Consider the following 24,181-nt stretch of genomic DNA (forward strand, 5'->3'; position numbering starts at 1 on the left):
CGTCGGCAGCGTCAGATGTGTATAAGAGACAGGCTTTTATCATATTGCGTTACATTTATTATATTATGTTTATTTTTTTATATTTTCGTATTGGGTTAATGTCTAAATGGTTTTATTAAATCCATGAATAAGGGAAATTCAATATGAAATATAGAAAGGTTTCTATTTTACTCAGTTCCATTACCGGTTTGGCAATATCCATTGCCTCCTTGAATGCCTATTCCAGCGCCGAAGGTATTTATCCCGGTACTATGAATAACAATAGCCATGTCGCAACGTCTGGTCATCAGCCTCAGTGGGTGTTGGCGTCTAGCTCGGCAAGCAGCCGAAGCAGCAGCCCTTCGCAGGGTAGTTCGAGCGGAAAGGCATCCGGACGTAGCAACAAGGGAAGTAATGATAATAGAAATGGTCGATTCTAAAATGAGTCGGCTCATCTTCCGGGGGAAATAATCGATCACCCGGCGCCACGTGTAACGCTAAATAATCTCTGCGCTAAAAAATAGATGGTCATTAACACGCTATTGTGGCAACGATTTTTTATACGCATCGATTATTTTGTGTGGTTACCTCAAGGTTATCCATTGTTATTGTCGTGGTCATATACAGGGGCGGATTATCCGCCCCTGTGCTCTCCATTATCGGTGGGATAAAAGCCTTAAATAAAAAACAAATAGCGTTTTAGGAATAATCTGGAAGAAATAATTGAGATATCGAAAATACTTCTACTGCTTTTACATATTAAAAATAGTGAACATTGAAGGCGGCATCTTATTCAACTGCCGTGGACAGACATCAGGTTAGCGTTGGTTTTGCCTTGTCCCCGACTGAATGACGGCGTCACCATCATTGAAAGAGGAGGAGTGGCAATGTCAGCGGTAAGTTGGAAAGCAATAATCAGACAGGAACAGGGAGAACGAAGTGGTTTCTCCCCTTGTCATGCCGTCCTCCCGAATCGATGATGAGAGCGTATTCGATGCGGAAGGAACGAGGAGAACTTAAACGTCTGACATGGCTTGTCAGCTTATTCGGCGTTTTCACGCTGTGTATGCAGCATATAGTTAACGTCTACACTCCCGCCCAGACTGAATGTGTCGAACAGCGGATTATAGTGCAACCCAATGATGTGCTTTTCCCGCAGTGGCGTCGCATCAAGCCATCCCAGGAGTTCGGCAGGGCGTATAAACTTTTTGATATCATGCGTTCCACGCGGCACCATTTTCGCGACACACTCGGCGCCGACTATCATCATCAGCCACGCTTTGGCGTTGCGGTTGATCGTGGAGAAAAATACCTGTCCCCCGGGTTTGACCAAACGGGCGCAGGCTTCGATGACGGAACGCGGGTCGGGCACATGCTCAAGCATCTCCATGCAGGTCACGACGTCATATTCGCCAGCGTGAGCCTCGGCATGAGCTTCTACGGTTTCCTGCACGTAATGTACGTTGATTCCACTTTCCAGAGCATGAAGGCGCGCAACCTGCAATGGTTCGCCCCCCATATCGAGCCCCGTCACCTGAGCGCCTTCGCGCGCCATGCTTTCGGACAAAATACCGCCCCCGCAGCCTACATCCAGGACCTTCTTACCAAACAGGCCTTCGGCATGACGGGAGATATATCCCAGACGCAGCGGATTAATCCGGTGTAGGGGTTTGAATTCGCCTTCCAGGTCCCACCAGCGGGAGGCGACGGCTTCAAACTTGGCGATTTCGTCGTGGTCGACGTTTTGGGTATGGGAATCAGCCTTCATGTGCATGTCTTACCTTATCGTCATTTTTCGCTGTTAGTGAGTATATCCGGCCTGCCGCGGTTGTTGTAGTCGAGCCGATGCGCGTGGGAGGGAATGCATCGGCGTAGGCCATAAAAATCAGTCTCCTGGCCCGGCGGTAAAAACCCGGCGGGGGGTGCGGAGTTTCCCCCGAAACGCCGCTTTGTGATATACTTTTTCACCTTTTGAACTCGGGTAGATGCATTAATAGAGGGATAGCGGCTCCATGAGCGACCTTGCCAGAGAAATTACACCGGTTAACATCGAAGAGGAGCTGAAAAGCTCGTATCTGGACTATGCCATGTCTGTTATTGTCGGACGTGCGTTGCCAGATGTTCGCGATGGCCTGAAGCCGGTACACCGTCGCGTACTGTTCGCGATGAACGTACTCGGGAATGACTGGAACAAACCTTATAAAAAATCGGCCCGTGTGGTCGGGGACGTCATCGGTAAATACCACCCCCACGGTGACAGTGCGGTTTACGACACCATCGTGCGTATGGCTCAGCCATTCTCGCTGCGTTACATGCTGGTGGATGGACAGGGTAACTTTGGTTCGATCGACGGAGATTCCGCTGCCGCCATGCGTTACACCGAAGTTCGCATGTCGAAAATCGCCCATGAATTGCTGTCCGACCTGGACAAAGAAACGGTCGATTTCGTGCCGAACTACGACGGCACGGAACAGATCCCAGACGTCATGCCGACGCGCATTCCCAACCTGCTGGTCAACGGATCTTCCGGTATCGCGGTGGGAATGGCGACCAACATTCCACCTCATAACCTGTCTGAAGTGATTGACGGCTGTCTGGCCTACATCAACGATGAAGACATCAGCCTTGAAGGCTTGATGGAGCACATCAAGGGACCCGATTTCCCTACCGCCGCCATCATCAATGGTAAGCGCGGCATCGAAGAAGCGTATCGCACAGGCCGCGGCAAGGTGTATATCCGCGCTCGCGCCGAAGTCGAAGCAGATCCGAAAACCGGCCGTGAAACCATCATCGTGCATGAAATTCCTTATCAGGTGAACAAAGCTCGCCTGATAGAGAAAATGGCCGAGTTGGTAAAAGACAAGCGCATCGAAGGCATCAGCGCACTGCGCGATGAGTCCGATAAAGACGGGATGCGTATCGTCATCGAGATCAAACGCGATGCGGTGGGTGAAGTGGTTCTGAACCACCTTTACTCCCAGACGCAGATGCAGGTCTCCTTCGGTATCAACATGGTGGCGCTGCATCAGGGCCAGCCGCGTTTGATGACGCTGAAAGAGATCCTGTCCGCATTTGTTCGTCACCGCCGTGAAGTGGTGACGCGCCGCACGATTTATGAGCTGCGCAAAGCGCGCGAACGCGCCCATATTTTGGAAGGTCTGGCCATTGCGCTGGCGAACATCGACCCGATCATCGAGATGATCCGTCAGGCGCCAACGCCTGCCGAAGCGAAAGCCGCGCTGGTGTCACATGCCTGGAAACTGGGTTCCGTCGCCGCCATGCTGGAACGTGCTGGCGACGATGCCGCGCGTCCTGAGTGGCTGGAGCCGGAATTCGGTATTCGCGACGGTCACTATTACCTGACCGAGCAGCAGGCTCAGGCCATTCTGGATCTGCGTTTGCAGAAACTGACCGGTCTGGAACATGAAAAGCTGCTTGACGAATACAAGGCGTTGCTGGAGCAAATCGCCGAACTGCTGTTCATTCTGAACAGCCCGGATCGCCTGATGGAAGTGATTCGCGAAGAGCTCGAAGCGATCAAGGAACAGTACAACGATCCACGTCGCACCGAGATCACCGCGAACAGCGCCGACATCAACATCGAAGACCTGATCAACCAGGAAGATGTGGTGGTGACGCTGTCTCATCAGGGTTACGTGAAGTACCAGCCGTTGACCGACTATGAGGCGCAGCGTCGTGGCGGACGCGGCAAGTCTGCCGCCCGCATCAAGGAAGAGGACTTCATCGATCGTCTGCTGGTGGCGAACACCCACGACACGATCCTGTGCTTCTCCAGCCGCGGTCGTCTGTACTGGATGAAAGTCTATCAGCTGCCGGAAGCCAGCCGTGGAGCCCGTGGACGTCCTATCGTCAACCTGCTGCCGCTGGAGCCTAACGAACGTATCACCGCCATTCTGCCGGTACGTGAATACGAAGAAGGGCTGAACATCTTTATGGCGACAGCCAGCGGTACGGTGAAGAAAACCGCGCTGACCGAGTTCAGCCGCCCACGCAGCGCCGGCATCATCGCCGTCAACCTGAACGATGGCGACGAACTGATTGGCGTCGACCTGACGGATGGCAGCAACGAAGTCATGCTGTTCTCCGCTTCAGGCAAAGTCGTACGCTTCTCCGAGCAGGCGGTACGTGCGATGGGTCGTACTGCGACCGGTGTGCGCGGTATCAACCTGCAGGATGACGACCGTGTGGTTTCGTTGATTGTTCCTCGCGGCGACGGCGATATCCTGACCGTCACGCAGAACGGCTTCGGTAAGCGTACTGCTGTGGGCGAATATCCGGTGAAATCTCGCGCCACCAAAGGGGTGATCTCCATCAAGGTGAGCGAGCGTAACGGACAGGTCGTCGGTGCGGTTCAGGTCGATACGGCCGATCAGATCATGATGATTACTGATGCCGGAACGCTGGTGCGTACCCGCGTATCCGAGGTCAGCATCGTTGGTCGTAACACCCAGGGCGTCACGCTGATCCGTACTGCCGAAGACGAAAATGTCGTCGGCTTGCAGCGCGTCGCCGAACCGGTGGAAGATGAAGAGCTGGACGGCGTCGTTGGCGTCGACGGTGAGAGCATTGAAGAGGAAGGCGATGAGCACGAATCTGACAATGACGACGATGAAGCCGTAGACGACGAGTAATCCGAGGCGATTTCTCCGGATGTGATACTAAGCCAGCGTGTGATGCGCTGGCTTTTTTTATGCGGGATCGGTACTGTGGTAGCCGCTGGTTCAGCGGCAGTTTTTTATCCCATAACCTGACGGTATTCCCTTGAAATTTGTAGCTTCATTTCAGACCACTCTGAAATTTTCCCGGTATTTGTTCCGGGCGCTGGCTCTGGCGCTGTGGCTCCTGGGAGCGCTGATCTCATTGTTTTATATCAGCAAGGCGCTTAACGAACGCGAGTCTCAGCTGAGGCATCTGTTTACCCTGAATGCCGACCAGTCTTTGGGATATATTCGCCGCGCGACGGACGTGGCGCGCGAGCTGAAATACATGGCCACCAATCGGCTGAGCGTGGCCAATCCCGGTCGGGAGCATCTTACCGAAGTGCAGGAGAAGGCCTACTCGATTTACGGTATGTCATCGTCGGTCAACTGCGCTGCAGAATATGAGAAAAACCCCTCCCAGCTGACGCCGCTCATCCACTTTTTTGAGCAGTGGCACCACGATTTCTCTTCCGTCTACGACCTGAATCGTATTTTCTTTGTCGACCGCCGTCAGCAGTGTCTGGTGGATTTCGGCATTCGTAACCAGTCGTTGGATAGCGAAAGTCTGGTCAGAAACGTGCAAGAACGCCTGCAAGGGCAGCGCAACAGCAAGCTGTCGACCCGCCGTGACGACAGCCTGTTCTGGGTCAGCTCCGGTCTGACCTCTGAGACCGGTTATTTCTACGCATTGATGCCAATCTATGTGGAAAACCAGCTGGTGGCGGTGATGGGAATCGAACAGCCCATCCGGCTGGATGATTTCATGCTGAGCAGCGATTTGCCGTTCAGCGTTAAACTGCTCGATCAAAACAACCGCACGCTGATGCAGTTCAGCGATGCGGCGCGCAATAACATCAACGGGCCATATCCGGACATCAGCGCCTACTTCGGTTACATCAATAACTACAACGCACTGATTCTGAAGAAGGCCTTGCTGCCGACCACGCTGAGCGTCGTGTACGCGCTGCCGTTGGAGGTCATTCTGGCGGCGCTGAACTCCCTGATTATGAACATGGCGTTGCTGAATTTGCTGTCGGCCATTGCGCTGTTTGTGATTACCCGTGTGCTGGAGCAGCGCATGTTTCTGCCGGCGGAAAGAAACGCGTTTCAGCTGGAAGAGAACGAACAGTTCAACCGTAAGATCGTGGCCTCCGCGCCGGTAGGGATCTGTATCCTGCGTATCAGCGACGGCGCCAATATTTTGAGTAACGAGCTGGCTCACAACTACCTTAGCCTGCTGACCTACGAAGACCGTATCCGCGTGACCAAGATTATCTGCGAACAGCAGTCCAAGTCCGTGGATGTATTGACCAGCCGTAACCACCATCTGCAAATCAGCTTCGTGCATTCACGCTATCGCAACGAGAACGTCGCGATTTGCGTCCTGCTGGACGTCAGCGCCCGCGTCAGAATGGAAGAGTCGCTGCAGGAAATGGCTAACGCGGCCGAGCAGGCCAGCCAGTCCAAATCGATGTTCCTGGCGACGGTCAGTCATGAACTGCGCACGCCGCTATACGGCATCATCGGCAACCTGGATTTGCTGCAAACCAAGACGCTGCCGAAAGATGCTAACCGGCTGGTGACGGCCATGCACAATTCGTCTGAGCTGCTGCTGAAAATCATCAGCGACATCCTCGACTTCTCCAAAATCGAGTCCGAGCAGCTGAAGATCGAAAACTGCCAGTTTATCCCGCGTGAAGTTATCAGCCACGTGGTGAGCAACTATCTGCCGCTGGTGGTCAAAAAGCGCCTGACACTCTACTGCTTTATCGAACCCAAGGTGCCGTTGAGCCTGTCGGGCGATCCGGTGCGCCTGCAGCAGGTGTTGTCCAACTTGCTGAGCAACGCCATCAAGTTCACGGATACTGGTTGTATTGTCTTTCAGGTGCGCTGTTGCGACGGGTATATCGAGTTTCTGGTGCGGGATACCGGCGTCGGGATTAATACGCGCGAAGTAATGAAACTGTTCGATCCCTTCTTCCAGGCTGGAACCGGCGTGCAGCGGCATTTTCAGGGCACCGGTCTGGGGCTGGCGATTTGTGAGAAGTTGGTCAACCTGATGGATGGCGACATCACCATCGAGTCGGCTCCGGGGCTGGGCAGCCAGTTCGGCATCCGCATTCCGCTGTATCAGGCCCAGTATCCGCTGACGGTGATTAATCCTCTCTTACAGGGGAAAAACGCCTGGCTGCGGATTCGCAACGCCTATATGGGAAATTATCTGCGCGCCTTCCTGCAGGAGCATGGCCTCAATGTGCAGGACTATAGCGGGCAGAGCGTGGCGGCCGACGAGATCGTGATCAGCGACTATCCGTTGAGTCAGAACCTGGGCGCGCGGGCGCACATCCTGATTAGCGGGTCGCATACCGGATCGGCGCAAGAAGTGTCGCCGGGATGTTGGGAGCACAGCACTTCGGCTCCGCAGGATCTACCGCTGCTGCTGCAACGCATTTATCGCGGCAAAGAAGCGCTGCCTGCCCCGACGTCCGCCGCTCCGGCTTCGGTGAGCTATAGCTGCGACAACGACGACATCCATATTCTGGTCGTGGACGATCACCCGATTAACCGTCGTCTGCTGGCGGATCAGCTGGGGTCATTGGGTTATGAGGTTGTCACGGCCAACGATGGGTTGGACGCGCTCGACGTGCTAAGCAAATCCACCGTCGATATCGTGCTGACGGACGTCAATATGCCGAATCTGGATGGGTATGGCTTTACTCGCCGGATGCGGGAGATGGCGATGACGCTGCCGGTTATTGGCGTGACTGCCAACGCTCTGGCGGAAGAACGGCAGCGCTGTTTAGAAGCCGGTATGGATAACTGCCTGTCGAAACCGGTCACGCTGGATACGCTGCAACAGTCTCTGGCGTATTACGCCAATCTGGTGCGGCAGAACAACGCTGCGCAGTCCAACGATAGCTGACCGTCGTCCTCGCCCCGATACACGCTGGTAGCAGGTCAGGCTTGTCGTGCGTAGGGGAGTGGGAACGAAAAAAAGGCTCTGAGAAGAGCCTGAGTATGGAATGCCCGCCGAGATGATCGGCGGGTGGTCGGCATTACTCTTTTTCTGTCGACGCGACGCCGACGGAGGAGAGGTAGTTCAACAACGCAATATCGTTATCGACCCCGAGTTTGGTCATGGCCGATTTCTTCTGACTACTGATGGTCTTGATGCTGCGGTTAAGCTTTCTGGCGATCTCAGTCACCAGGAAACCTTCCGCGAACAGACGCAGCACTTCGCTTTCCTTCGGCGACAGGCGTTTATCACCGTAGCCGCTGGCGCTGATTTTCTCCAACACTTTGCTCACGCTTTCCGGCGTGAATTTCTTGCCTTTCTGCAATGCGGCCAATGCCTTAGGCAGATCCGTCGGCGCGCCTTGCTTCAGGACGATCCCTTCGATGTCCAGCTCCAGTACGGCGCTAAGAATCGCGGGGTTGTTGTTCATGGTCAGAACAATAATCGACAGCTGCGGAAAGTGACGCTTGATATATTTGATCAGCGTAATTCCGTCGCCGTATTTATCCCCTGGCATGGATAAATCAGTAATAAGAACGTTGGCGTTGAGCTTTGGTAAATTATTGATTAATGCTGTTGAGTCTTCAAATTCCCCAACGACGTTCACCCACTCGATTTGTTCCAGTGATTTTCTGATGCCGAAAAGAACGATAGGATGGTCGTCTGCAATAATTACATTAATGTTGTTCATTGTTGTTTACTCATATTGTTGGCCACCTTGCTGTAGTAATGCACTGACAAAACGTTCAATCTGTTGAAGGTTATTTACTATCTGCACACTATCCTGCGAGGTTATAAGTTGTTCCAGGACTTCACACAATTGTTTGCCCGGATGCAGATTCAGCATGGCAAACACGCCTTTGAGCCGGTGGGCTGTTTGAGCCAGTGACACAAAATCGCCATCTTGGATTTCAGTATACAGCCTGTTCATATCCTCCGGTACTGTCTCTACGAACAGTGAAAAGTAATCGCTGCTGCGCAGTTGACGAGCGTAAAAACCGATGTCGTCATCCGTTGCCGGATGGCTGTCGTCGGTGGACGTTTCCAACTGCTGCTCGATCAGTTTCAGCAGAGCATCCAGCATCAACTGACTGATGTTGTAGCTGGTGCGCAGCCGCCGTTTGCCCAGAGAAACCCACTGTGTGTCTTCCCCGGTCACCAATAGCGTGTCGTCTGCGACTTTACCTGCGTTATCCGTAATCGTGAGGTCCGCTTCCTGATTAATCAGGCGTTCGTCATAAATGACGAAGTCCGCTCCCCACTGACTGACCATGCGGCTAACAATCTGCCGTACTTCATCCGTGGTGATATCCAGCAACACTGTAATACCATCCAGCAGCTTTTCCTCTTCCTCTTCCGGGAGCTCGACGGGCTCCATTTTTAGCGTCAGCGTATATTGCGTACCTAAATCCGGCAGTCGGTTGATTTGCAATTGACCGCCCAGTTTGTGACAAAGCTGATGACATAAAAATAAGGTTAATCCGGAATTTTGGCTGAATCGATCAGAAAGTGCCGGTGCAGCGAACGGATGCTGTACATTATCGAGCTCTTCGACAGAAACATTCGTACCCGTATCGTTAATTTGTATGACCAATTGTCCTGATGACTGTTCAGGGTGTTTCAGCGTCAGCGTAATTTTGCCGTAGTCCGTATTCGTAATGGCATAATCCATTAATAACGAAAGCGTTTTCTTTAATAGCTCGCCGTCGCCCAGATACATCTGTCGAATATCCAGCTGGTAATGATTAAACAGGCTGACTCCTTTTTGCTGTATACGCGGCAATAAGGTCAGCAGTAAATCGTCGACGAGCGCGAGCGGTGCAAAAGGCGCGTGCGCCACATCCCATTCGTCGTTTTCCAACTGTGCCTGCAGAGCGATATTCTCCATCAGGCTCAGGGCGCAGGCGGCCTCGCTAATCAGCAGTTGCAGCGACTGCTGCCGTTCGTCTGGCGTCTGTTCATTCCGCAGCGACAGCGCCAGCTGATGCACGGCGTTAAGCGGTTGTTTGAACTCCTGACTCAGGTTGTGGAACAGCTGTTTACGCACGGCGATGTTCTTATCAAACTCCTGTTGCGCCAGCTGCAATTTCTTGTTGATGACGATTTCCTGCTCTTGTTCGCGTAGCAAAAACAGGCAGTAGTCCGGCACGAACAGGCTATAGAACAGCCTGACTTCATACATCTCATTATCGACCGTGGCCTGAATCACGCCCTGATGCTCTTCCGCCAGCGTCGCAATTTTCTTCAGGCTGAGGTGCGGATACAGGCGTTCCGCTAGCGCGTTCGCCACCACCACCTTATTGGTGCTGAAGTCATAGACCAAGACGCCCACCGGCAGATGGCCGATGATCTCGGTGTACATGTTCTGCTGTTTCTTCAGCCGGTACGACAGGTCTTCCCGAGGACGGGAAAAGTGGCGTCGGAAGGCGTAAAAGCCCATCAATGCGATCAGCAGCAGCGCCAGATTGAGCAATATCATCCAGATATTGGTGCGCAGCATGTCGGCGATCAGACGGTCCAGCGGAATGCTGTACACCATTTTGAGCGGTGCGTTGGTCAACTGGGCGGACACTTCGACCATCGTGCCTTCCAGACGGACGTCGGTCGGTGTCTCGTTATCGGTGCCGGTTTCCATGCTCATCGGCAGCGTTTGCTGACGCAGCATGAGATTCTCCCGCTCCATGTTGCGCGGGATTAAATCGTTGATCGACAGGTCGAAGGCGATGACGGTCGCGAGATGCCCCGGCTGGTTGAAGGTCGTGCGCAGGGTGAAATAGTAGTTGTTATAGAAGCGCAGCTTGCGCAACGGGGAGAAGCTCTCACGTTCGTCCAGCGCATTCGCCTGCTGCAGCATTTCGGCCTTGCGGGCTTCAATCAGCGCCGCGATATAGCTGCCGCGAAACTGGGAGGAGACGTCTTTTAGCGGCTGGGTTGACACCATAGTCAGGCTGTTATCGGTGCCGTTGAGGTAGTACATCGAAAACACGTCGGTCTTCGCGCCCCACAGAATGTCCAGATACTGCGAGATCTTGTGCATAGAGTAGAGCGTACCCTTCTCGTGCTGTCCAAAAATCAGCGTATCGGTCTTCTGGCCGCGCTGCTCAACGTAGAACACGTTCGGCACCAGCGTGATCACGTTCACCGCGCCTTCGGTCGGAGGCGGGGCATCCACAAGCAGGTTTTTATAAATCTGATCGGTAAAGAAGCGATAAGTGTCGATCCGCTTTTGCATACTTTCAGCGATATCGGTCAGAGCATATTTCTTCTCCGTCATCCAGCCATTGATGTAGTTGTAGCTGAACGCCCCGAACACCAGCAGTAGCAGTAACACAAACAGAGAAAAATAACGCATGATGATGGCGGGCATGACAATCAATCTCCAGACGAACGGATGATGGCGCGAGAGCTGGCACAGACTGCCAGCAACAACATAACGATAACGCCCAGCGCCAGCGACAGGCTGCTGATCTGGGCGACAAATCCTAACAGCGTCGGGCCGAGCAGAGAACCGGCGTATCCCATCGTCGTAATGGATGCCAGCGCCAGATGCGGCGGCATGATCGTCTGATTACCGGCGGTGGAAAACAGAATGGGCACCACGTTGGCCGCGCCCAGACCGACTAGCGCAAAACCGGCGATGGCCGTTATGGGATTATCAATGGTAATCGTCATCAGTAATCCCGCGGCGGCGCACAGACTTCCGCCAGCAACGACGGCGAAGCGGCCTAAACGGTTAACCACGCGATCGCCATACAGTCGACCCAGCGTCATCGTGATGGAAAAGGCGGCAAAGCCGATACCGGCCTGACGTGCGTCAATGCCGCGAAAAGCGGTCAAATACAGCGCCCCCCAGTCAAGAACTGCGCCCTCAGTCAAAAACATAATGAAGCATAAGAAACCGATAAACAGCACCCATCCACGAGGGATCGCCAGCAGAGGCCCTTCGTTGGCGCGGGACGTCGCGCGCAGCATATGGCGCTGCGACCAGAACAACATGAGCCAGACCAGCAACGCGACCGCCAGCGTCGCAAGTAGGGGAGACAGTCCCAGCCACAGCAGCAGGCTGACGCAACCGGCGCCGACGATCCCGCCGACGCTATAAAAGCCGTGAAAGCTGGACATCTGGGCCCGTTGATTGGCGCGTTCCACTTCAACGGCCTGCACATTGATGGCGACATCCATTAATCCCAGCATCGCGCCCAGCAATCCCAGAATCAGCGCCATTGATGGAAACGCTCCGGGCAGAGTCAACAACGGCAGCAACACGCATAGCACGGTGCCGGAGGCGAAAATGACACGTCGACAGCTAAACCGCGCGGTCAGAAATCCCGCCAACGGCATGGAGATCAGTGAGCCGATGCCAATGCTCAGCAGCAACATTCCGAGCGTAGCGTCGTTGATGTGCAGCCGATGCTTGGTGTAAGGCACCAGAGGCGCCCAGGCGGAAATGACCGTGCCGGAGATCAAAAAACCGATTCGGGTTGCGACCTGTACGGCTTTATCCGTCAGGGGAGAGTCAAGGGAAATGGGCTTGGTGTCGACGGTTGAACGCATGAGAGACAGAGACCACGTCTGGAATCAGAGATATAGGGTACTTTTATCATAATTCAGGGCTTTTATCGAAAGAGGATCTGTTTTTCCTCGCCGTCACGTCATCTTTTTTCAGGGCGCGCATGGGGCCGATTCGCACCTGACCGCTGCGCGTTTCAGGAGGCCGAAACGCCAGTAAAGACGGCCGTGCGCGGGACAATCTGCGTCGAAAAGTCACCCGGCGTTTTTTTTCCAGAGACGCGCCCGTATAATCCCACACTTTCAGTTAGGATTCCGGGGGCAACGTGGAGCAACTTTCAGGCCTGTTGCAGCGTATGGAGCGGGCGCTTGGTGCGCCGCTGCCAGACAATGCGGGCTTTCGCACGTTCACGCTGTCGGCGGAAAGTGGGGACGCGGCAGCGCTGTTGGCCTGGCTGGCCGCTCAGGCGTTGTATCCGCAGTTTTACTGGCAGCACCGGCGAGAGCCGGAAGAGGCCGCCGCGTGCGGCGCCGTGTGTACTTTCGCTTCCGTCTCTGAAGCTGAAGCCTTTCTGCAGCGTGAAGATATCGACGACGATGTGCGGCTGTGGGGGTTGAACTCGTTCGGTTACCCCACGCTGGCTCAGGCGGAGCCGCTCGACGGCTACCTGTTTTTACCGCGTGTCACGCTGCGGCGTCAGGGCGAGCGAGTACAGCTCCGGGTCAATATCTTCAGCAAGATCTCGCTGCGTCAGGATGCGGAAATCGCGTTAAATGCACTGCGTCAGCTGTCGGCCGCGCACCCTTTGCCGCCTTTATCGGCCACCGTCAGGCTCACAGCGCATCATCCCGAAAAAGCGCAATGGACCGATCTGGTCCAGCAGGCGTTGACGGAAATTGAGGCTGGAGCGCTGGAAAAAGTGGTGTTGGCGAGAACGACTCAGCTGACGCTAGACCGGTCTCTGGCGGCCGCAACCTTGATGTCCGCCAGCCGCGCCGCTAATCATGACTGCTATCATTTTATGTTGGCCTTCACGCCAGAGCGCGCTTTTCTGGGCTCCAGTCCTGAACGACTCTACCGTCGGGAAGGAAACCATTTGGAAACCGAAGCGCTTGCGGGAACCGTCGCCAACGATCGTAATGACCAACGGGCTGGCGAACTGGCCCGTTGGCTGATGCAGGACGTCAAGAATCAGAACGAGAACCGGCTGGTGGTGGATGACATCCGCCAGCGCTTGTCTCAGGCCGCGACGGCGTTGGACGTTTTGCCGATGGAGACGATCCGTTTGCGCAAGGTGCAACATCTGCGCCGCGCGATCCGTGCTGAACTGTATGACGCGAAAGACAGTGTCTGTTTGCCGCTGTTGCAGCCGACGGCGGCGGTGGCAGGTCTGCCTCGCGCCGCAGCCCGAGACTATCTGGCCTGTTATGAACCCTTCGATCGCGGCTGGTACGCCGGGTCGGCCGGTTACCTGTCGCGTCAGCAGTCGGAATTCTGCGTTTCGTTGCGTTCGGCGGATGTCGAAAGTGATCGGCTGACGTTATATGCCGGTGCGGGAATTGTCGCCGGATCGGATCCACAGCAAGAATGGCAGGAACTGGAAAACAAGGCAGCGGGCCTGAAGTCGCTGCTGGACAGTGATATGTCATAGTGTTGTTTTATGTTTGTTGTGCCTGCTAAGTGTTTACATCAAAGTCGGCGGAATAAAACAAAATATAATTATTGCTACAACCCGCAACCAGAGTTGTTGAGTCGACCATGTCCACTAATGTATTTAATCGCCGCTGGGCGACAGTTCTGCTGGAAACGCTGACCCGGCATGGCATACGTCATGTCTGCATCGCGCCCGGCTCTCGCTCGACGCCGCTCACGCTCGCGGCGGCGGAGCACGCGGCGCTAACCTGCCATACCCACTTCGATGAACGCGGACTGGGGCACCTGGCGCTGGGGCTGGCAAAGGCCTCGGGGCAGACGGTGGCGGTGATCGTGACGTCGGGAACGGCGGCGGCGAACCTGTATCCGGCGATCATTGAAGCCGGTCTGACCGGTGAAAAGCTGGTGGTGCTGACGGCCGACCGGCCGCCGGAGCTGATCGACTGCGGCGCAAATCAGGCCATCCGCCAACCCGGCATGTTCGCCTCTCATCCCACGCATACGCTGGCGCTTCCCCGACCCACCCCAGATATTCCGGCGCGTTGGCTGGTGTCCGCCGTTGACGACGTCGTAGGGCGGTTGACGCACGGCGCGCTGCATATCAACTGTCCTTTCGCCGAGCCGCTGTACGGCCCGGACGACCCAGAGGCTTACTCCATCTGGCTGCAGGCGTTGGGATCGTGGTGGCAAGCATCTTCGTCGTGGCTGCGTGCGGATGAATCTGCGCCGGACTGCGCCGCACAGCCTGACTGGTCGGCGTGGCGTTGCAAACGCGGCGTGGTCATCGTCGGTCGTATACCGGCCGAAAGTGGGGAGGCTATCGCCCGCTGGGCCGAGCAGCTGGGTTGGCCGTTGATCGGCGATGTGCTTTCCCAATCCGGCCAGCCCTTGCCTCATGCGGATCTGTGGCTGGCACATCCGCAGGCCTATTGTTTGCAGCAGGCCGAGATTGTCGTCCAGCTCGGCGCCGGTTTGACCGGTAAGCGGCTCTTGCAGTGGCAGGCGGCCATTCAGCCGCAGGAATACTGGCTGGTAGATGCGCTGCCCGGTCGGCTGGACCCGGTTCATCATCGCGGACGTCGGCTGGTCGCGCCCATCGCCGACTGGCTGATCGCACATCCTCCCGAACCTGATGCGCCCCAACCGTGGGCCACCGACTTGCCCGCGTGCGTCGAACGCGTCGGCGCGCAGGTGGCCGCCCGACTAACGGAAGGATTTGGCGAAGCGCAGCTGGCGCATCGGTTGCCTGCGCTGTTGCCGGAGGAGGGGCAGCTTTTTCTGGGCAATAGCCTGACGATCCGTCTGGTGGATGCATTGGCCCAGCTGCCCGCGGGCTATCCGGTGTACGCCAATCGCGGCGCCAGCGGCATCGACGGTCTGGTCTCCACGCTGGCGGGCGTGCAGCGCGCTACCGCGCGTCCCATGCTGGCGGTGATTGGCGATCTGTCCGCGCTGTATGACGTCAACGCGCTGGCGCTCCTGCGTCATCCTCCCGCACCGCTGGTACTGATTGTGGTGAATAACAACGGCGGCCAGATTTTCTCTTTGTTGCCGACGCCCGAGCAGGCGCGGGAAACATTCTATTGTATGCCGCAGCAGGTGGAGTTCAGCCACGCCGCCGCATTATTCGGCCTGCGTTACGCCCGGGCGACGAACTGGCGCGAGGTCGTCGACGCCGCGTCCGACGGGTTTAAACAGACGGCGACGACGTTGCTGGAGGTGTCGGTATCGCCGAAGGCGGGCGCGGAGTGCCTGCAACAGCTTCTGGCCGAGGTCGCCACATGGTGATGCGCGCACGCCGTCTTCAACAGGGCGAGCCGGGACAGCCGTGGCTGGTTTTGCTCCACGGACTGCTGGGCAGCGGCGAAGACTGGCAGCCCATCCTTCCTTTCCTCAACGATCGTCCTGTGTTGCTGGTCGATCTGCCGGGTCACGGCGACTCTCGCCATCAGTCCGCCGATAGCTTTGACGACGTCAGTCGTCAACTCACCGCGCTGTTGGCGGAGGAGGGCGTGAACGACTACTGGCTGCTGGGCTACTCGCTCGGCGGCCGTATCGCCATGTTCCACGCCTGCTACGGCGAGACCTCGGGACTACGTGGTTTGCTGGTGGAAGGCGGGCATCCCGGTCTGGCGACGGCGGACGAGCGTGAGGCGCGGGCGCTGCATGATGCCCGCTGGGCGCGCCGTTTTGCGGAGGAGCCGCTGGCGCAGGTGCTGGCGGACTGGTATCAGCAGCCGGTCTTCGCAGACCTCACCCTCGCGCAGCAGCAGACGCTGGTGCAGCGGCGCAGTCATAACGACGGCGCTGCGGTGGCCGACATGCTGAATGCCACCTCATTATCTCGTCAGCCGAGCCTGACTGCCTCGTTGCAGCAGCTGTCGGTGCCGTTCGGCTACGTGTGCGGCGAGCGCGATATCAAGTTTCAGACGCTGGCGCGGCAGGCGGCTCTGCCGCTGCTGAGCGTGGCCGACTGCGGCCATAATGCCCATCAGGAGAATCCGTCCGGCTATGCGGCGCGGATCCGTTCATTGATTTCCCATCCCGTAAAGGAATAAACCCTATGCTGTATCCGAGTGAAGAACTGCTGTACGCCCCCACCGAATGGCACGACTGCAGCGGTGATTTTGTCGATATTCTCTACCACAAATCGGCTGACGGCATTGCCAAAATCACCATCAACCGCCCTCAGGTACGTAATGCCTTTCGTCCGCTGACGGTCAAAGAGATGCTTCAGGCGCTGGACAACGCGCGCCATGACGACGGCATCGGCGTGATTATCCTGACCGGCGCAGGCGACAAGGCATTCTGCTCCGGCGGCGACCAAAAAGTCCGCGGCGATTACGGCGGCTATCAGGACGACAGCGGCGTTCACCACCTGAACGTGCTCGACTTCCAGCGTCAGATCCGTACCTGCCCTAAACCGGTGGTAGCGATGGTGGCGGGTTACTCCATCGGCGGCGGCCACGTGCTGCATATGATGTGTGACCTCACCATCGCGGCGGAAAATGCCATCTTCGGTCAGACCGGTCCCCGCGTCGGCTCCTTCGACGGCGGCTGGGGCGCCTCCTACATGGCGCGCATCGTCGGTCAGAAAAAAGCGCGGGAAATTTGGTTCCTGTGCCGTCAGTACGACGCGCAGCAGGCGCTGGATATGGGACTGGTTAACACCGTCGTCCCGCTGGCCGATCTGGAAAAAGAAACGGTGCGCTGGTGCCGCGAAATGCTGCAAAACAGCCCGATGGCGCTGCGCTGCCTGAAGGCCGCGCTCAACGCCGACTGTGACGGTCAGGCGGGATTGCAGGAGCTGGCGGGCAACGCCACCATGCTGTTCTACATGACCGACGAAGGGCAGGAAGGGCGCAACGCCTTCAATGAAAAACGCCAGCCTGACTTCAGCAAATTCCGGCGGAATCCGTAATGCGTCGGGCGACGCTCTACCGTTACAGCGTACCGATGGATGCCGGCGTGGTGCTGCGCAACCAGCGGCTCAAAACCCGTGACGGGCTGATCGTGCAGTTATGCGACGGCGAACGGTGCGGTTGGGGCGAGATAGCGCCGCTGCCGCAGTTCAGTGTCGAAACGCTGGACGATGCCGAGACGGCCGTGCGTGCGTCGTTGCTGCGCTGGCTGAACGGCGACGCGCTGGAAGACACCGGCGTGCCATCGGTCGACTTCGGTTTGAGCTTCGCCGACGCGGAGCTTTCAGGAACGCTGCCACAGGACGCCGACTATCGCAAAGCGCCGCTGTGCAGCGGCGATCCGGACGAGCTGTTCGCGATGCTGCAAGGGCTGCCGAACCCGGTAGCGAAAGTCAAAGTCGGGCTGTACGAAGCCGTGCGGGACGGGATGATCGTCAACCTGTTGCTGGATGCTTTGCCGCAGCTCTCCCTGCGTCTGGATGCAAACCGCAGCTGGACGCGGGCCAAAGCCGATGGTTTTGCGCGTTACGTCGATCCGGCCGTGCGATCCCGCATCGCCTTTCTGGAAGAACCGTGCAAAACCCGCGAGGAATCGCGGGCCTTCGCGCGAGATACCGGCATCAATATCGCGTGGGACGAGAGCGTCCGTGAGCCGGACTTCCGCGTGGAAGCCGAGCCGGGAGTCAGCGCCATCATCATCAAACCCACGCTGACCGGTAGTCTGAATCGCTGTCGACAGTGGGTTCGTCAGGCGCATGAGGCGGGTCTGACGGCGGTGATCAGCTCCAGCATTGAATCCAGTCTTGGTTTGACCCAGCTGGCGCGATTGGCGCACTGGCTCATGCCAGAGGTCATCCCCGGTTTGGATACGCTGGATCTGATGCAGGCGCAGGTGTTGCGGCCTTGGCCGGACAGCCCATTGCCGCTGCTCAACGTTGAACAGTTGGACGAACTATGGCGGTCGTAGCCGACTGGCCGTGGCGGCACTGGGCGCGACAGCAGCCCGACGCGACGGCGCTGATCCGTGACGATGAAGACTGGAGCTGGCGCAAGCTGGCCGATGAGGTTGAAAAGCGTTCTGCGGCGTTCGTCCGTCAGGGCGTCACTGAGGGGAGCGGCGTCGCGCTGCGTGGGCGCAATAGCAGCGAAATGTTGTTGAGCTACCTGGCGCTGTTGCAGTGCGGCGCGCGTTTGCTGCCGCTTAATCCACAGCTGCCCGTCACGCAGACGGACGTGCTGCTGCCCTCGCTGGATATCCGCTTCGGTCTGTGTTTCAGCGAGACGCCTTGGCCTGATGCGATCGTCCCCCTGACTGCCGGGAGCGACGAAGCCGTAGAGCCTCAACCGCGCACCGCATGGGATCAGGCGCGACTGGCGACGATGACGCTGACCTCCGGCTCTAGCGGCCTGCCGAAGGCGGCGGTGCATACCTTTGCCGCGCATCTGGCGAGCGCAGAGGGCGTACGCGGACTGATGCCCTACGCGATGGGCGACAGCTGGCTGCTCTCCTTACCGCTGTTTCACGTCTCCGGGCAAGGTATCGTCTGGCGCTGGCTGGCGGCGGGAGCCTGCTTGGTGGTGCGGCCGGGGCATTCGTTAGATATTGCGCTGCGGGGCTGTACGCATGCTTCGCTGGTGCCAACGCAGCTATGGCGTCTGCTGGCGCAGGGCGACGTGCCGCCATCGCTGACCTCGGTACTGCTGGGCGGCGCGATGATCCCGTTGACGCTGACGCAACAGGCCGAAGCCATCGGCATTCGTTGCTGGTGCGGTTACGGGCTGACGGAGTTGGCCTCCACCGTGTGCGCCAAGCGCGCCGACGGGCGTCCCGGCGTCGGTCTGCCGCTTGCCGGACGTCATATTCAAGCCGTGGATGAGGAGATTTGGCTGCGAGGCAGCAGTCTGGCGTCCGGTTATTGGCGCGATGGCGCGCTGCACCCGTTGACCGACTCGCAGGGCTGGTTCCATACCCGCGATCGCGGCGGCTGGGATGGCAGCGAGTGGCGCATCATGGGACGGTTGGATAATCAGTTCTTCAGCGGCGGTGAAGGCGTTCAGCCGGAGGATGTGGAAGCGGTGCTATTGCAGCATCCGGCGGTTGAATTCGCCTGCGTCGTGCCGGTGGATGATGTGGAGTTCGGGCAGCGCCCGGTTGCGGTGGTTGAGACCGCGGGGGAGTGCGATCTGACGATGCTTCGCGACTGGCTCGCGCCGCAGCTGGTGGGATATCAGCGTCCCGTGGCGTTCTATTTTCTGCCCGGGACGCTGAAAAACGGCGGCATAAAAATCTCCCGTCAGCAGGTCGCCGCCTGGGTGCGGCGGCAGCGCGGCTGACAAACCTGCGGGCGGTGTGTCCGTGAAAGACACTCGCCGTCCGCAGGCAGGAAATTAACGGCCCAGCGCTTTGGCGACGCCCGCGCCGTAGGCCGGATCAACTAGGTTGAACAGCGCGATCTGACGGTCCTGAATGAACTCAGGCACCTGAGACAGCTCGCCGGCGATACGCTGGAACATCCGCTGATGCTCTTCTTCGCTCAACAGCTGGAACAGCGCGCGCGGCTGGCTGAAGTAGTCGCCGTCTTCGCGGTGATTCCAGTGATCGGCCGCGCCTTCCAACGACAGTGGCGGCTCGCTGAAGTCAGGCTGTTCCTGGAATACGTTGAAGCTGTTCGGCTCATACGTGGCGCCGTTGCCGCTGTTGCCGTCCACGCGCATCGCGCCGTCACGGTGATAGCTATGGAACGGGCAGCGCGGTTTGTTGACCGGGATCTGGTGGTGGTTAACACCCAGACGGTAACGCTCGGCATCGCCGTAGGAGAACAGACGGCCCTGCAGCATTTTGTCCGGCGAGAAGCTCACGCCCGGCACGACGTTCGCCGGGCTGAAAGCGGACTGTTCCACTTCGGCGAAGTAGTTTTCCGGATTGCGGTTCAGTTCGAAATAACCGACATCGATCAGCGGATAGTCGCCGTGCGGCCAGACCTTGGTCAGATCGAACGGGTTGTACGGCACCTGAGAGGCTTCCGCTTCCGGCATGATCTGCACCTGCAGGTTCCAGCGAGGGAAGTCGCCGCGGTCGATGGCGTCGAACAGATCGCGCTGAGAGCTTTCACGGTCTTTCCCGATCAGCTGTTCCGCTTCGTCGTCCATCAAGTTTTCGATACCCTGCTGGCAACGGAAGTGGAATTTCACCCAGAAACGTTCGTTGTCGGCGTTGATGAAGCTGTAGGTGTGGCTACCAAAACCGTGAATGTGGCGATAGGATTTCGGCAGGCCGCGGTCGCTGAAGTCGATAGTCAGCTGGTGCAGCGCTTCCGGCAACTGGGAGAAGAAGTCCCATTTGTAGACCGGGTTACGCAGGTTGGTACGCGGATCGCGTTTTACCACGTGGTTCAGATCCGGGAATTTCAGCGGGTCGCGCAGGTAGAAGACCGGCGTGTTGTTGCCGACCAGATCCCAGTTCCCTTCTTCGGTGTAGAATTTCATGGCAAAACCACGAATATCGCGCTCAGCGTCGGCACCGCCACGTTCCCCGGCGACGGTGGAGAAACGCAGGAACATGTCTGTCTGCTTACCGACTTCGGAGAAGATTTTAGCGCGGGTGTAGCGGCTGATATCGTGGGTGACGGTGAAAGTACCGTAAGCGCCGGAGCCTTTGGCATGCATGCGTCGCTCAGGGATCACTTCACGGTCAAAATGGGCCAGCTTTTCCAGGAACCAAACGTCCTGCAGCAGCATCGGGCCTCGGGGGCCTGCGGTCATTACGTTGTTATTGCTGACGACCGGCGCGCCGGAGGCCGTGGTCAGCTTTTGTTTTTCATTGCTCATGTTTACTTCCTTACGGTTTGACTCGACTGATAAGAACTATCAGCCAGAGCCGGTAATTAGGCAAATCGGCGACGCTTATCATTGATATCGCCAGCGCTGAAAAAGGCGAATTTGTCGTATTTCGTCAGGCGAAACCCGCATTTTTAGCCTTATTCTGGCTCCCACCACAGTAAACATCACGTAGAATCATTCCGTTTTTGTAACGTCTATATTGACTTTGCGGCTGGCGACCGGCGCGAGTTGATATCACTCACCCCTGATTTAAGGACGATAACGATGAAAAAATTGATGACAGCCTGCCTCGGCGGACTTTTGCTGGCCTCGGCAGGCGCTCAGGCTATCGGCATTTCGGCGGAAGCGGGTAAGGACTATGTGAGCGGCGGCGCCAGCATTGGCTTGCCCTTCCCGGGGTTGTCCGCCAACGCGGGCTGGGGTCATGATAATGACAACAACAATGATGCCTACACTCTCGGGGTGGACTACGGCTTCAGCCTGGGCCGTGCTGCGGTCAAAGCGGGCGTCAAAGGCGTCTATCTGCAACCCGATCACGGCGATGACGGCTACGGTCTGGCGGTGGGCGGCGGCGTGCAGTTCCCGCTGACCTCGTCTTTCTCGCTGTTCGGGGAAGGCTACTACTCGCCGGAGGCGTTCACCAGCCATCTGGATCATTATGTTGAAGCGAAAGGCGGGGTTCGTTGGCAGCCGCTGCGTCCGCTCTCCGTGGACGTGGGCTATCGCTATATCACGATGGGGTCGACCAACGACGATCGCAGAATTGCTGACGGTGTTTACCTCGGCGCGGGCCTTAGCTTCTAATCTCTGCCACAGGGCGCGGTTTTCCGCGCCTTCTTCTCTGAATCATCAATCCCACGTTTACCCACAGCGTCATTCCTTTATTATCTAAGTATCATAAATTGTGATGACCTCGTGCCGCCCGCTGAATCGCAGGTTGCCGGTCGGCGACGTCCTGTTATTACCGCCTGCCAGATAAGGTGCGCTGGCGCCAGGCAGACGAAGGCCCGACGAGTCACGAATGGAGAAAGTAAACATGCTTAGGGTTGAGATGCTTTGCACCGGCGACGAGGTGCTGCACGGCCAGATCGTCGATACCAATGCAGCCTGGTTGGCGGATTACCTGTTTCAGCAAGGCGCGCCGATGACCAGCCGCATGACGGTTGGCGATGAATTGGATGCGCTGGTAACGGCGTTGACCGAACGCAGTCATGTCGCGGATGTGTTGATCGTCAACGGCGGACTGGGGCCGACCAGCGACGATTTAAGTTCGCTGGCAGCGGCGACGGCGGCAGGCGTCTCTCTGGTAGAGCACTCGGAGTGGCTGGCGAAAATGACGGCTTACTTTGCCGATCGCGGTCGTCCCATGTCGGCGTTGAATCGCAAGCAGGCGCTAATCCCGGACGGCGCGGAGCTGCTCGACAACCCGGTCGGCACCGCCTGCGGCTTTGCACTAAAGCTGAACCGCTGCCTGTTATTTTTCACGCCCGGCGTGCCGTCTGAATTCAAAGTGATGGTAGACCAGCAGATTATGCCGCGCTTACGTCAGCGCTTTTCCCTCGGCGAAGCGCCGCTCTGCCTGCGTCTGACCACCTTCGGGCGCGGTGAAAGCGATTTGGCGAGCGCGCTGGCGCCGCTTACGCTGCCGCCGGGCGTGGTGCTGGGTTACCGCTGCGCCGTGCCTATCGTCGAAATCAAATTGACCGGCCCCGCATCGCAGCAGGATGCCATGCAGGCGTTGTGGCGACAGGTACAAGAGATCGTTGGCGACAGTACGGTGTTTGAGGGGACCGCAGGTCTGCCTGCGCAGCTGGCGCAGACGCTGTCTGAGCGTCAACTGCGGGTGGCGATTGCCGAAACGTTCACCGCCGGGTTGCTGCACTGGCAACTGCGCGGCGCGAATGCGCCGTTGGCGGGCGGCGAGCTGTTGACGGCCTCCGACAAGACATCCAGCCCATTAACAACGGTGTCGCAGCAGGCGCGTGAGCTGGCGCAGCGATGCGGGGCGCAGGTGGCTCTGGTGGTGGGTGAGTTGAGCGAAGGACGTTTGTCTCTGGCGCTGCATACGCCTTCGCAAACGCTGGCTCAGACCCTGCAGTTCAATGCGGCCCGTTACGCGCTATCGACGCAGCAGGAGATTGTCGCGATGGCGGCGATGAATATGCTGCGGCGTTGGTTGAGCGGCGTCTCGCCCTACGGGGGTAACGGCTGGATTGAAACGGTGGAAACCTGCTAGCGGGGTAACACAAGAAGGGCGACGGGCCGGGGCGGCCCGTCGAAACGTGCGGTAATCAGTACAGCAGCGCGTAGAGCTGGCGACGATAGCGCGCGGCCAGCGCATCACCGGTGCCCAGCGCTGACATGATGTCCATCATCGTTTTGCGCGCGCTGCCGTTGGCGGCCGCCAGATCCTTTTTCAGCATGCCGAGCAGTAATTCTAACGCCTCTTCGTTACGGCCGACCTGATGCAGTTGCAGGCTCAGCTTCACCGCCAGTTCCGCATTGTCCGGATCCGCGTCCAGCTCCTGCTGCAGCTGTTTGATTTCCGGGGTATCGGCGGCCTGTTTCAGCAACTCAATCTGCGCCACCAGACCGTGGTAACGGCTGTCCTGATCCTGAATCGGAATGGTGCTCAGCACGGCTTCGGCGTCTTCCGCACGATTCAGCTCAATCTGCACTTCCGCCAGCAACAGGGCGATATCGCTGCGTTTGCTATCCAACTGCCAGGCGTCTTTCAACAGCGGCAGGGCGTCCTGCAATTTTCCGTCCTGAATTAAACGCTCGGCTTCAGCCGTTTTGAGATCTTCCGCTTTGGGCAGAACGCGCTGCAGCAGTTCGCGGATCGCTTCCTCCGGCTGAGGCCCCTGGAAGCCGTCCAACGGCTGACCGTCTTTGAACAGATAGACGGTGGGGATCGCGCGCAGGCCGAACTGCGCGGCGACGCGTTGTTCTGCATCGCAGTCCACTTTCGCCAGCAAGAATTGCCCTGCGTATTCGGCGGCCAGCCGGTCCAGTACCGGGCCGAGCTCCTGACAGTGCT

Annotated in this window: 16 protein-coding genes; 10 read left to right on the forward strand and 6 right to left on the reverse strand. The window is 57.7% G+C overall.

The genetic code is table 11. From position 1 onward, the window contains the following. Positions 1 to 1,021 precede the first annotated feature (1,021 nt). Positions 1,022 to 1,747 (reverse strand): bifunctional 2-polyprenyl-6-hydroxyphenol methylase/3-demethylubiquinol 3-O-methyltransferase UbiG, encoded by a 726-nt coding sequence (gene ubiG / locus Q7O77_RS02510; RefSeq protein WP_304163251.1) that lies wholly within the window; start codon positions 1,745 to 1,747, stop codon positions 1,022 to 1,024. Positions 1,748 to 1,991: 244 nt separating this feature from the next. Here ubiG and gyrA point away from each other — a divergent pair, with 244 nt between their 5' ends. Both gyrA and rcsC read left to right on the forward strand, forming a co-directional pair. After that, positions 1,992 to 4,631 (forward strand): DNA topoisomerase (ATP-hydrolyzing) subunit A, encoded by a 2,640-nt coding sequence (gyrA, locus tag Q7O77_RS02515; RefSeq protein ID WP_304163253.1) that lies wholly within the window; start codon positions 1,992 to 1,994, stop codon positions 4,629 to 4,631. Positions 4,632 to 4,761: 130 nt separating this feature from the next. Beyond that, a complete protein-coding gene (gene rcsC / locus Q7O77_RS02520) occupies positions 4,762 to 7,623 on the forward strand; it encodes a two-component system sensor histidine kinase RcsC (RefSeq protein ID WP_304163255.1) in 2,862 nt (953 codons plus the stop codon). Between the two features lie 133 nt (positions 7,624 to 7,756). Here rcsC and rcsB read toward each other — a convergent pair whose 3' ends face one another. Genes rcsB through Q7O77_RS02535 form a run of 3 tightly spaced genes read right to left on the reverse strand, consistent with a single transcriptional unit; the run spans position 7,757 to position 12,270 of the window. Continuing rightward, positions 7,757 to 8,407 (reverse strand): response regulator transcription factor RcsB, encoded by a 651-nt coding sequence (gene rcsB / locus Q7O77_RS02525; RefSeq protein ID WP_026738877.1) that lies wholly within the window; start codon positions 8,405 to 8,407, stop codon positions 7,757 to 7,759. Between the two features lie 6 nt (positions 8,408 to 8,413). After that, a complete protein-coding gene (rcsD, locus tag Q7O77_RS02530) occupies positions 8,414 to 11,083 on the reverse strand; it encodes a phosphotransferase RcsD (RefSeq protein ID WP_304163264.1) in 2,670 nt (889 codons plus the stop codon). A gap of 5 nt (positions 11,084 to 11,088) precedes the next feature. Then, complete coding sequence (locus Q7O77_RS02535) at positions 11,089 to 12,270, reverse strand: MFS transporter (RefSeq protein WP_304163266.1); 1,182 nt, start codon at positions 12,268 to 12,270, stop codon at positions 11,089 to 11,091. Between the two features lie 281 nt (positions 12,271 to 12,551). Between Q7O77_RS02535 and menF the strand changes: the two genes are divergently transcribed. The 6 genes from menF (at position 12,552) to menE (ending at position 19,635) form a co-directional block, all read left to right on the forward strand. After that, a complete protein-coding gene (gene menF / locus Q7O77_RS02540; protein WP_304163268.1) occupies positions 12,552 to 13,877 on the forward strand; it encodes an isochorismate synthase MenF in 1,326 nt (441 codons plus the stop codon). Positions 13,878 to 13,984: 107 nt separating this feature from the next. Then, positions 13,985 to 15,667: a 2-succinyl-5-enolpyruvyl-6-hydroxy-3-cyclohexene-1-carboxylic-acid synthase gene (menD, locus tag Q7O77_RS02545; protein ID WP_304163269.1), complete on the forward strand. Its 1,683-nt coding sequence runs from the start codon at positions 13,985 to 13,987 to the stop codon at positions 15,665 to 15,667. Then, complete coding sequence (gene menH, locus Q7O77_RS02550) at positions 15,667 to 16,437, forward strand: 2-succinyl-6-hydroxy-2,4-cyclohexadiene-1-carboxylate synthase (protein ID WP_304163285.1); 771 nt, start codon at positions 15,667 to 15,669, stop codon at positions 16,435 to 16,437. The genes menD and menH overlap by 1 nt, the downstream gene beginning before the upstream one ends. 5 nt (positions 16,438 to 16,442) lie before the next feature. Beyond that, positions 16,443 to 17,300, forward strand: coding sequence for a 1,4-dihydroxy-2-naphthoyl-CoA synthase (gene menB / locus Q7O77_RS02555; RefSeq protein WP_118894955.1), 858 nt, complete (start codon positions 16,443 to 16,445; stop codon positions 17,298 to 17,300). Then, entirely contained in the window at positions 17,300 to 18,268 is a 969-nt protein-coding gene (gene menC, locus Q7O77_RS02560; RefSeq protein WP_304163273.1) for an o-succinylbenzoate synthase, read from the forward strand. The genes menB and menC overlap by 1 nt, the downstream gene beginning before the upstream one ends. Continuing rightward, positions 18,256 to 19,635 carry an o-succinylbenzoate--CoA ligase gene (menE, locus tag Q7O77_RS02565; protein WP_304163275.1) on the forward strand — a complete coding sequence of 460 codons (1,380 nt, stop codon included), beginning with the start codon at positions 18,256 to 18,258 and terminating at the stop codon, positions 19,633 to 19,635. Before menC ends, menE begins: the two co-directional genes overlap by 13 nt. Before the next feature lie 54 nt (positions 19,636 to 19,689). Here the strand turns inward: menE and katA are convergent, their stop codons facing one another. After that, positions 19,690 to 21,129: a catalase KatA gene (katA, locus tag Q7O77_RS02570; RefSeq protein ID WP_304163277.1), complete on the reverse strand. Its 1,440-nt coding sequence runs from the start codon at positions 21,127 to 21,129 to the stop codon at positions 19,690 to 19,692. Between the two features lie 276 nt (positions 21,130 to 21,405). Between katA and Q7O77_RS02575 the strand changes: the two genes are divergently transcribed. Both Q7O77_RS02575 and Q7O77_RS02580 read left to right on the forward strand, forming a co-directional pair. Beyond that, positions 21,406 to 21,945, forward strand: coding sequence for a YfaZ family outer membrane protein (locus Q7O77_RS02575; protein ID WP_304163279.1), 540 nt, complete (start codon positions 21,406 to 21,408; stop codon positions 21,943 to 21,945). Positions 21,946 to 22,177: 232 nt separating this feature from the next. Further along, positions 22,178 to 23,377 carry a nicotinamide mononucleotide deamidase-related protein YfaY gene (locus Q7O77_RS02580; protein WP_304163282.1) on the forward strand — a complete coding sequence of 400 codons (1,200 nt, stop codon included), beginning with the start codon at positions 22,178 to 22,180 and terminating at the stop codon, positions 23,375 to 23,377. A 55-nt stretch (positions 23,378 to 23,432) separates the two neighbouring features. On the opposite strand, the gene Q7O77_RS02585 is transcribed toward Q7O77_RS02580, so the two are convergent. Beyond that, the coding region (locus tag Q7O77_RS02585) for a co-chaperone YbbN (RefSeq protein ID WP_304163284.1) at positions 23,433 to 24,181 on the reverse strand (749 nt) is incomplete at its 5' end.

It is taken from the genome of Lonsdalea britannica (genome assembly GCF_946477055.1).
GTDB lineage: Bacteria > Pseudomonadota > Gammaproteobacteria > Enterobacterales > Enterobacteriaceae > Lonsdalea > Lonsdalea britannica_A.

Coding starts and splice junctions, on each gene's coding strand:
- ubiG (WP_304163251.1), bottom strand. CDS start 1,747: ATGAAGGCTGATTCCCATACCCAAAACGTCGACCACGACGAAATCGCC.
- Q7O77_RS02535 (WP_304163266.1), bottom strand. CDS start 12,270: ATGCGTTCAACCGTCGACACCAAGCCCATTTCCCTTGACTCTCCCCTG.
- menC (WP_304163273.1), top strand. CDS start 17,300: ATGCGTCGGGCGACGCTCTACCGTTACAGCGTACCGATGGATGCCGGC.
- gyrA (WP_304163253.1), top strand. CDS start 1,992: ATGAGCGACCTTGCCAGAGAAATTACACCGGTTAACATCGAAGAGGAG.
- Q7O77_RS02575 (WP_304163279.1), top strand. CDS start 21,406: ATGAAAAAATTGATGACAGCCTGCCTCGGCGGACTTTTGCTGGCCTCG.
- rcsB (WP_026738877.1), bottom strand. CDS start 8,407: ATGAACAACATTAATGTAATTATTGCAGACGACCATCCTATCGTTCTT.
- menD (WP_304163269.1), top strand. CDS start 13,985: ATGTCCACTAATGTATTTAATCGCCGCTGGGCGACAGTTCTGCTGGAA.
- menE (WP_304163275.1), top strand. CDS start 18,256: ATGGCGGTCGTAGCCGACTGGCCGTGGCGGCACTGGGCGCGACAGCAG.
- Q7O77_RS02580 (WP_304163282.1), top strand. CDS start 22,178: ATGCTTAGGGTTGAGATGCTTTGCACCGGCGACGAGGTGCTGCACGGC.
- katA (WP_304163277.1), bottom strand. CDS start 21,129: ATGAGCAATGAAAAACAAAAGCTGACCACGGCCTCCGGCGCGCCGGTC.
- menB (WP_118894955.1), top strand. CDS start 16,443: ATGCTGTATCCGAGTGAAGAACTGCTGTACGCCCCCACCGAATGGCAC.
- menH (WP_304163285.1), top strand. CDS start 15,667: ATGCGCGCACGCCGTCTTCAACAGGGCGAGCCGGGACAGCCGTGGCTG.
- rcsD (WP_304163264.1), bottom strand. CDS start 11,083: ATGCCCGCCATCATCATGCGTTATTTTTCTCTGTTTGTGTTACTGCTA.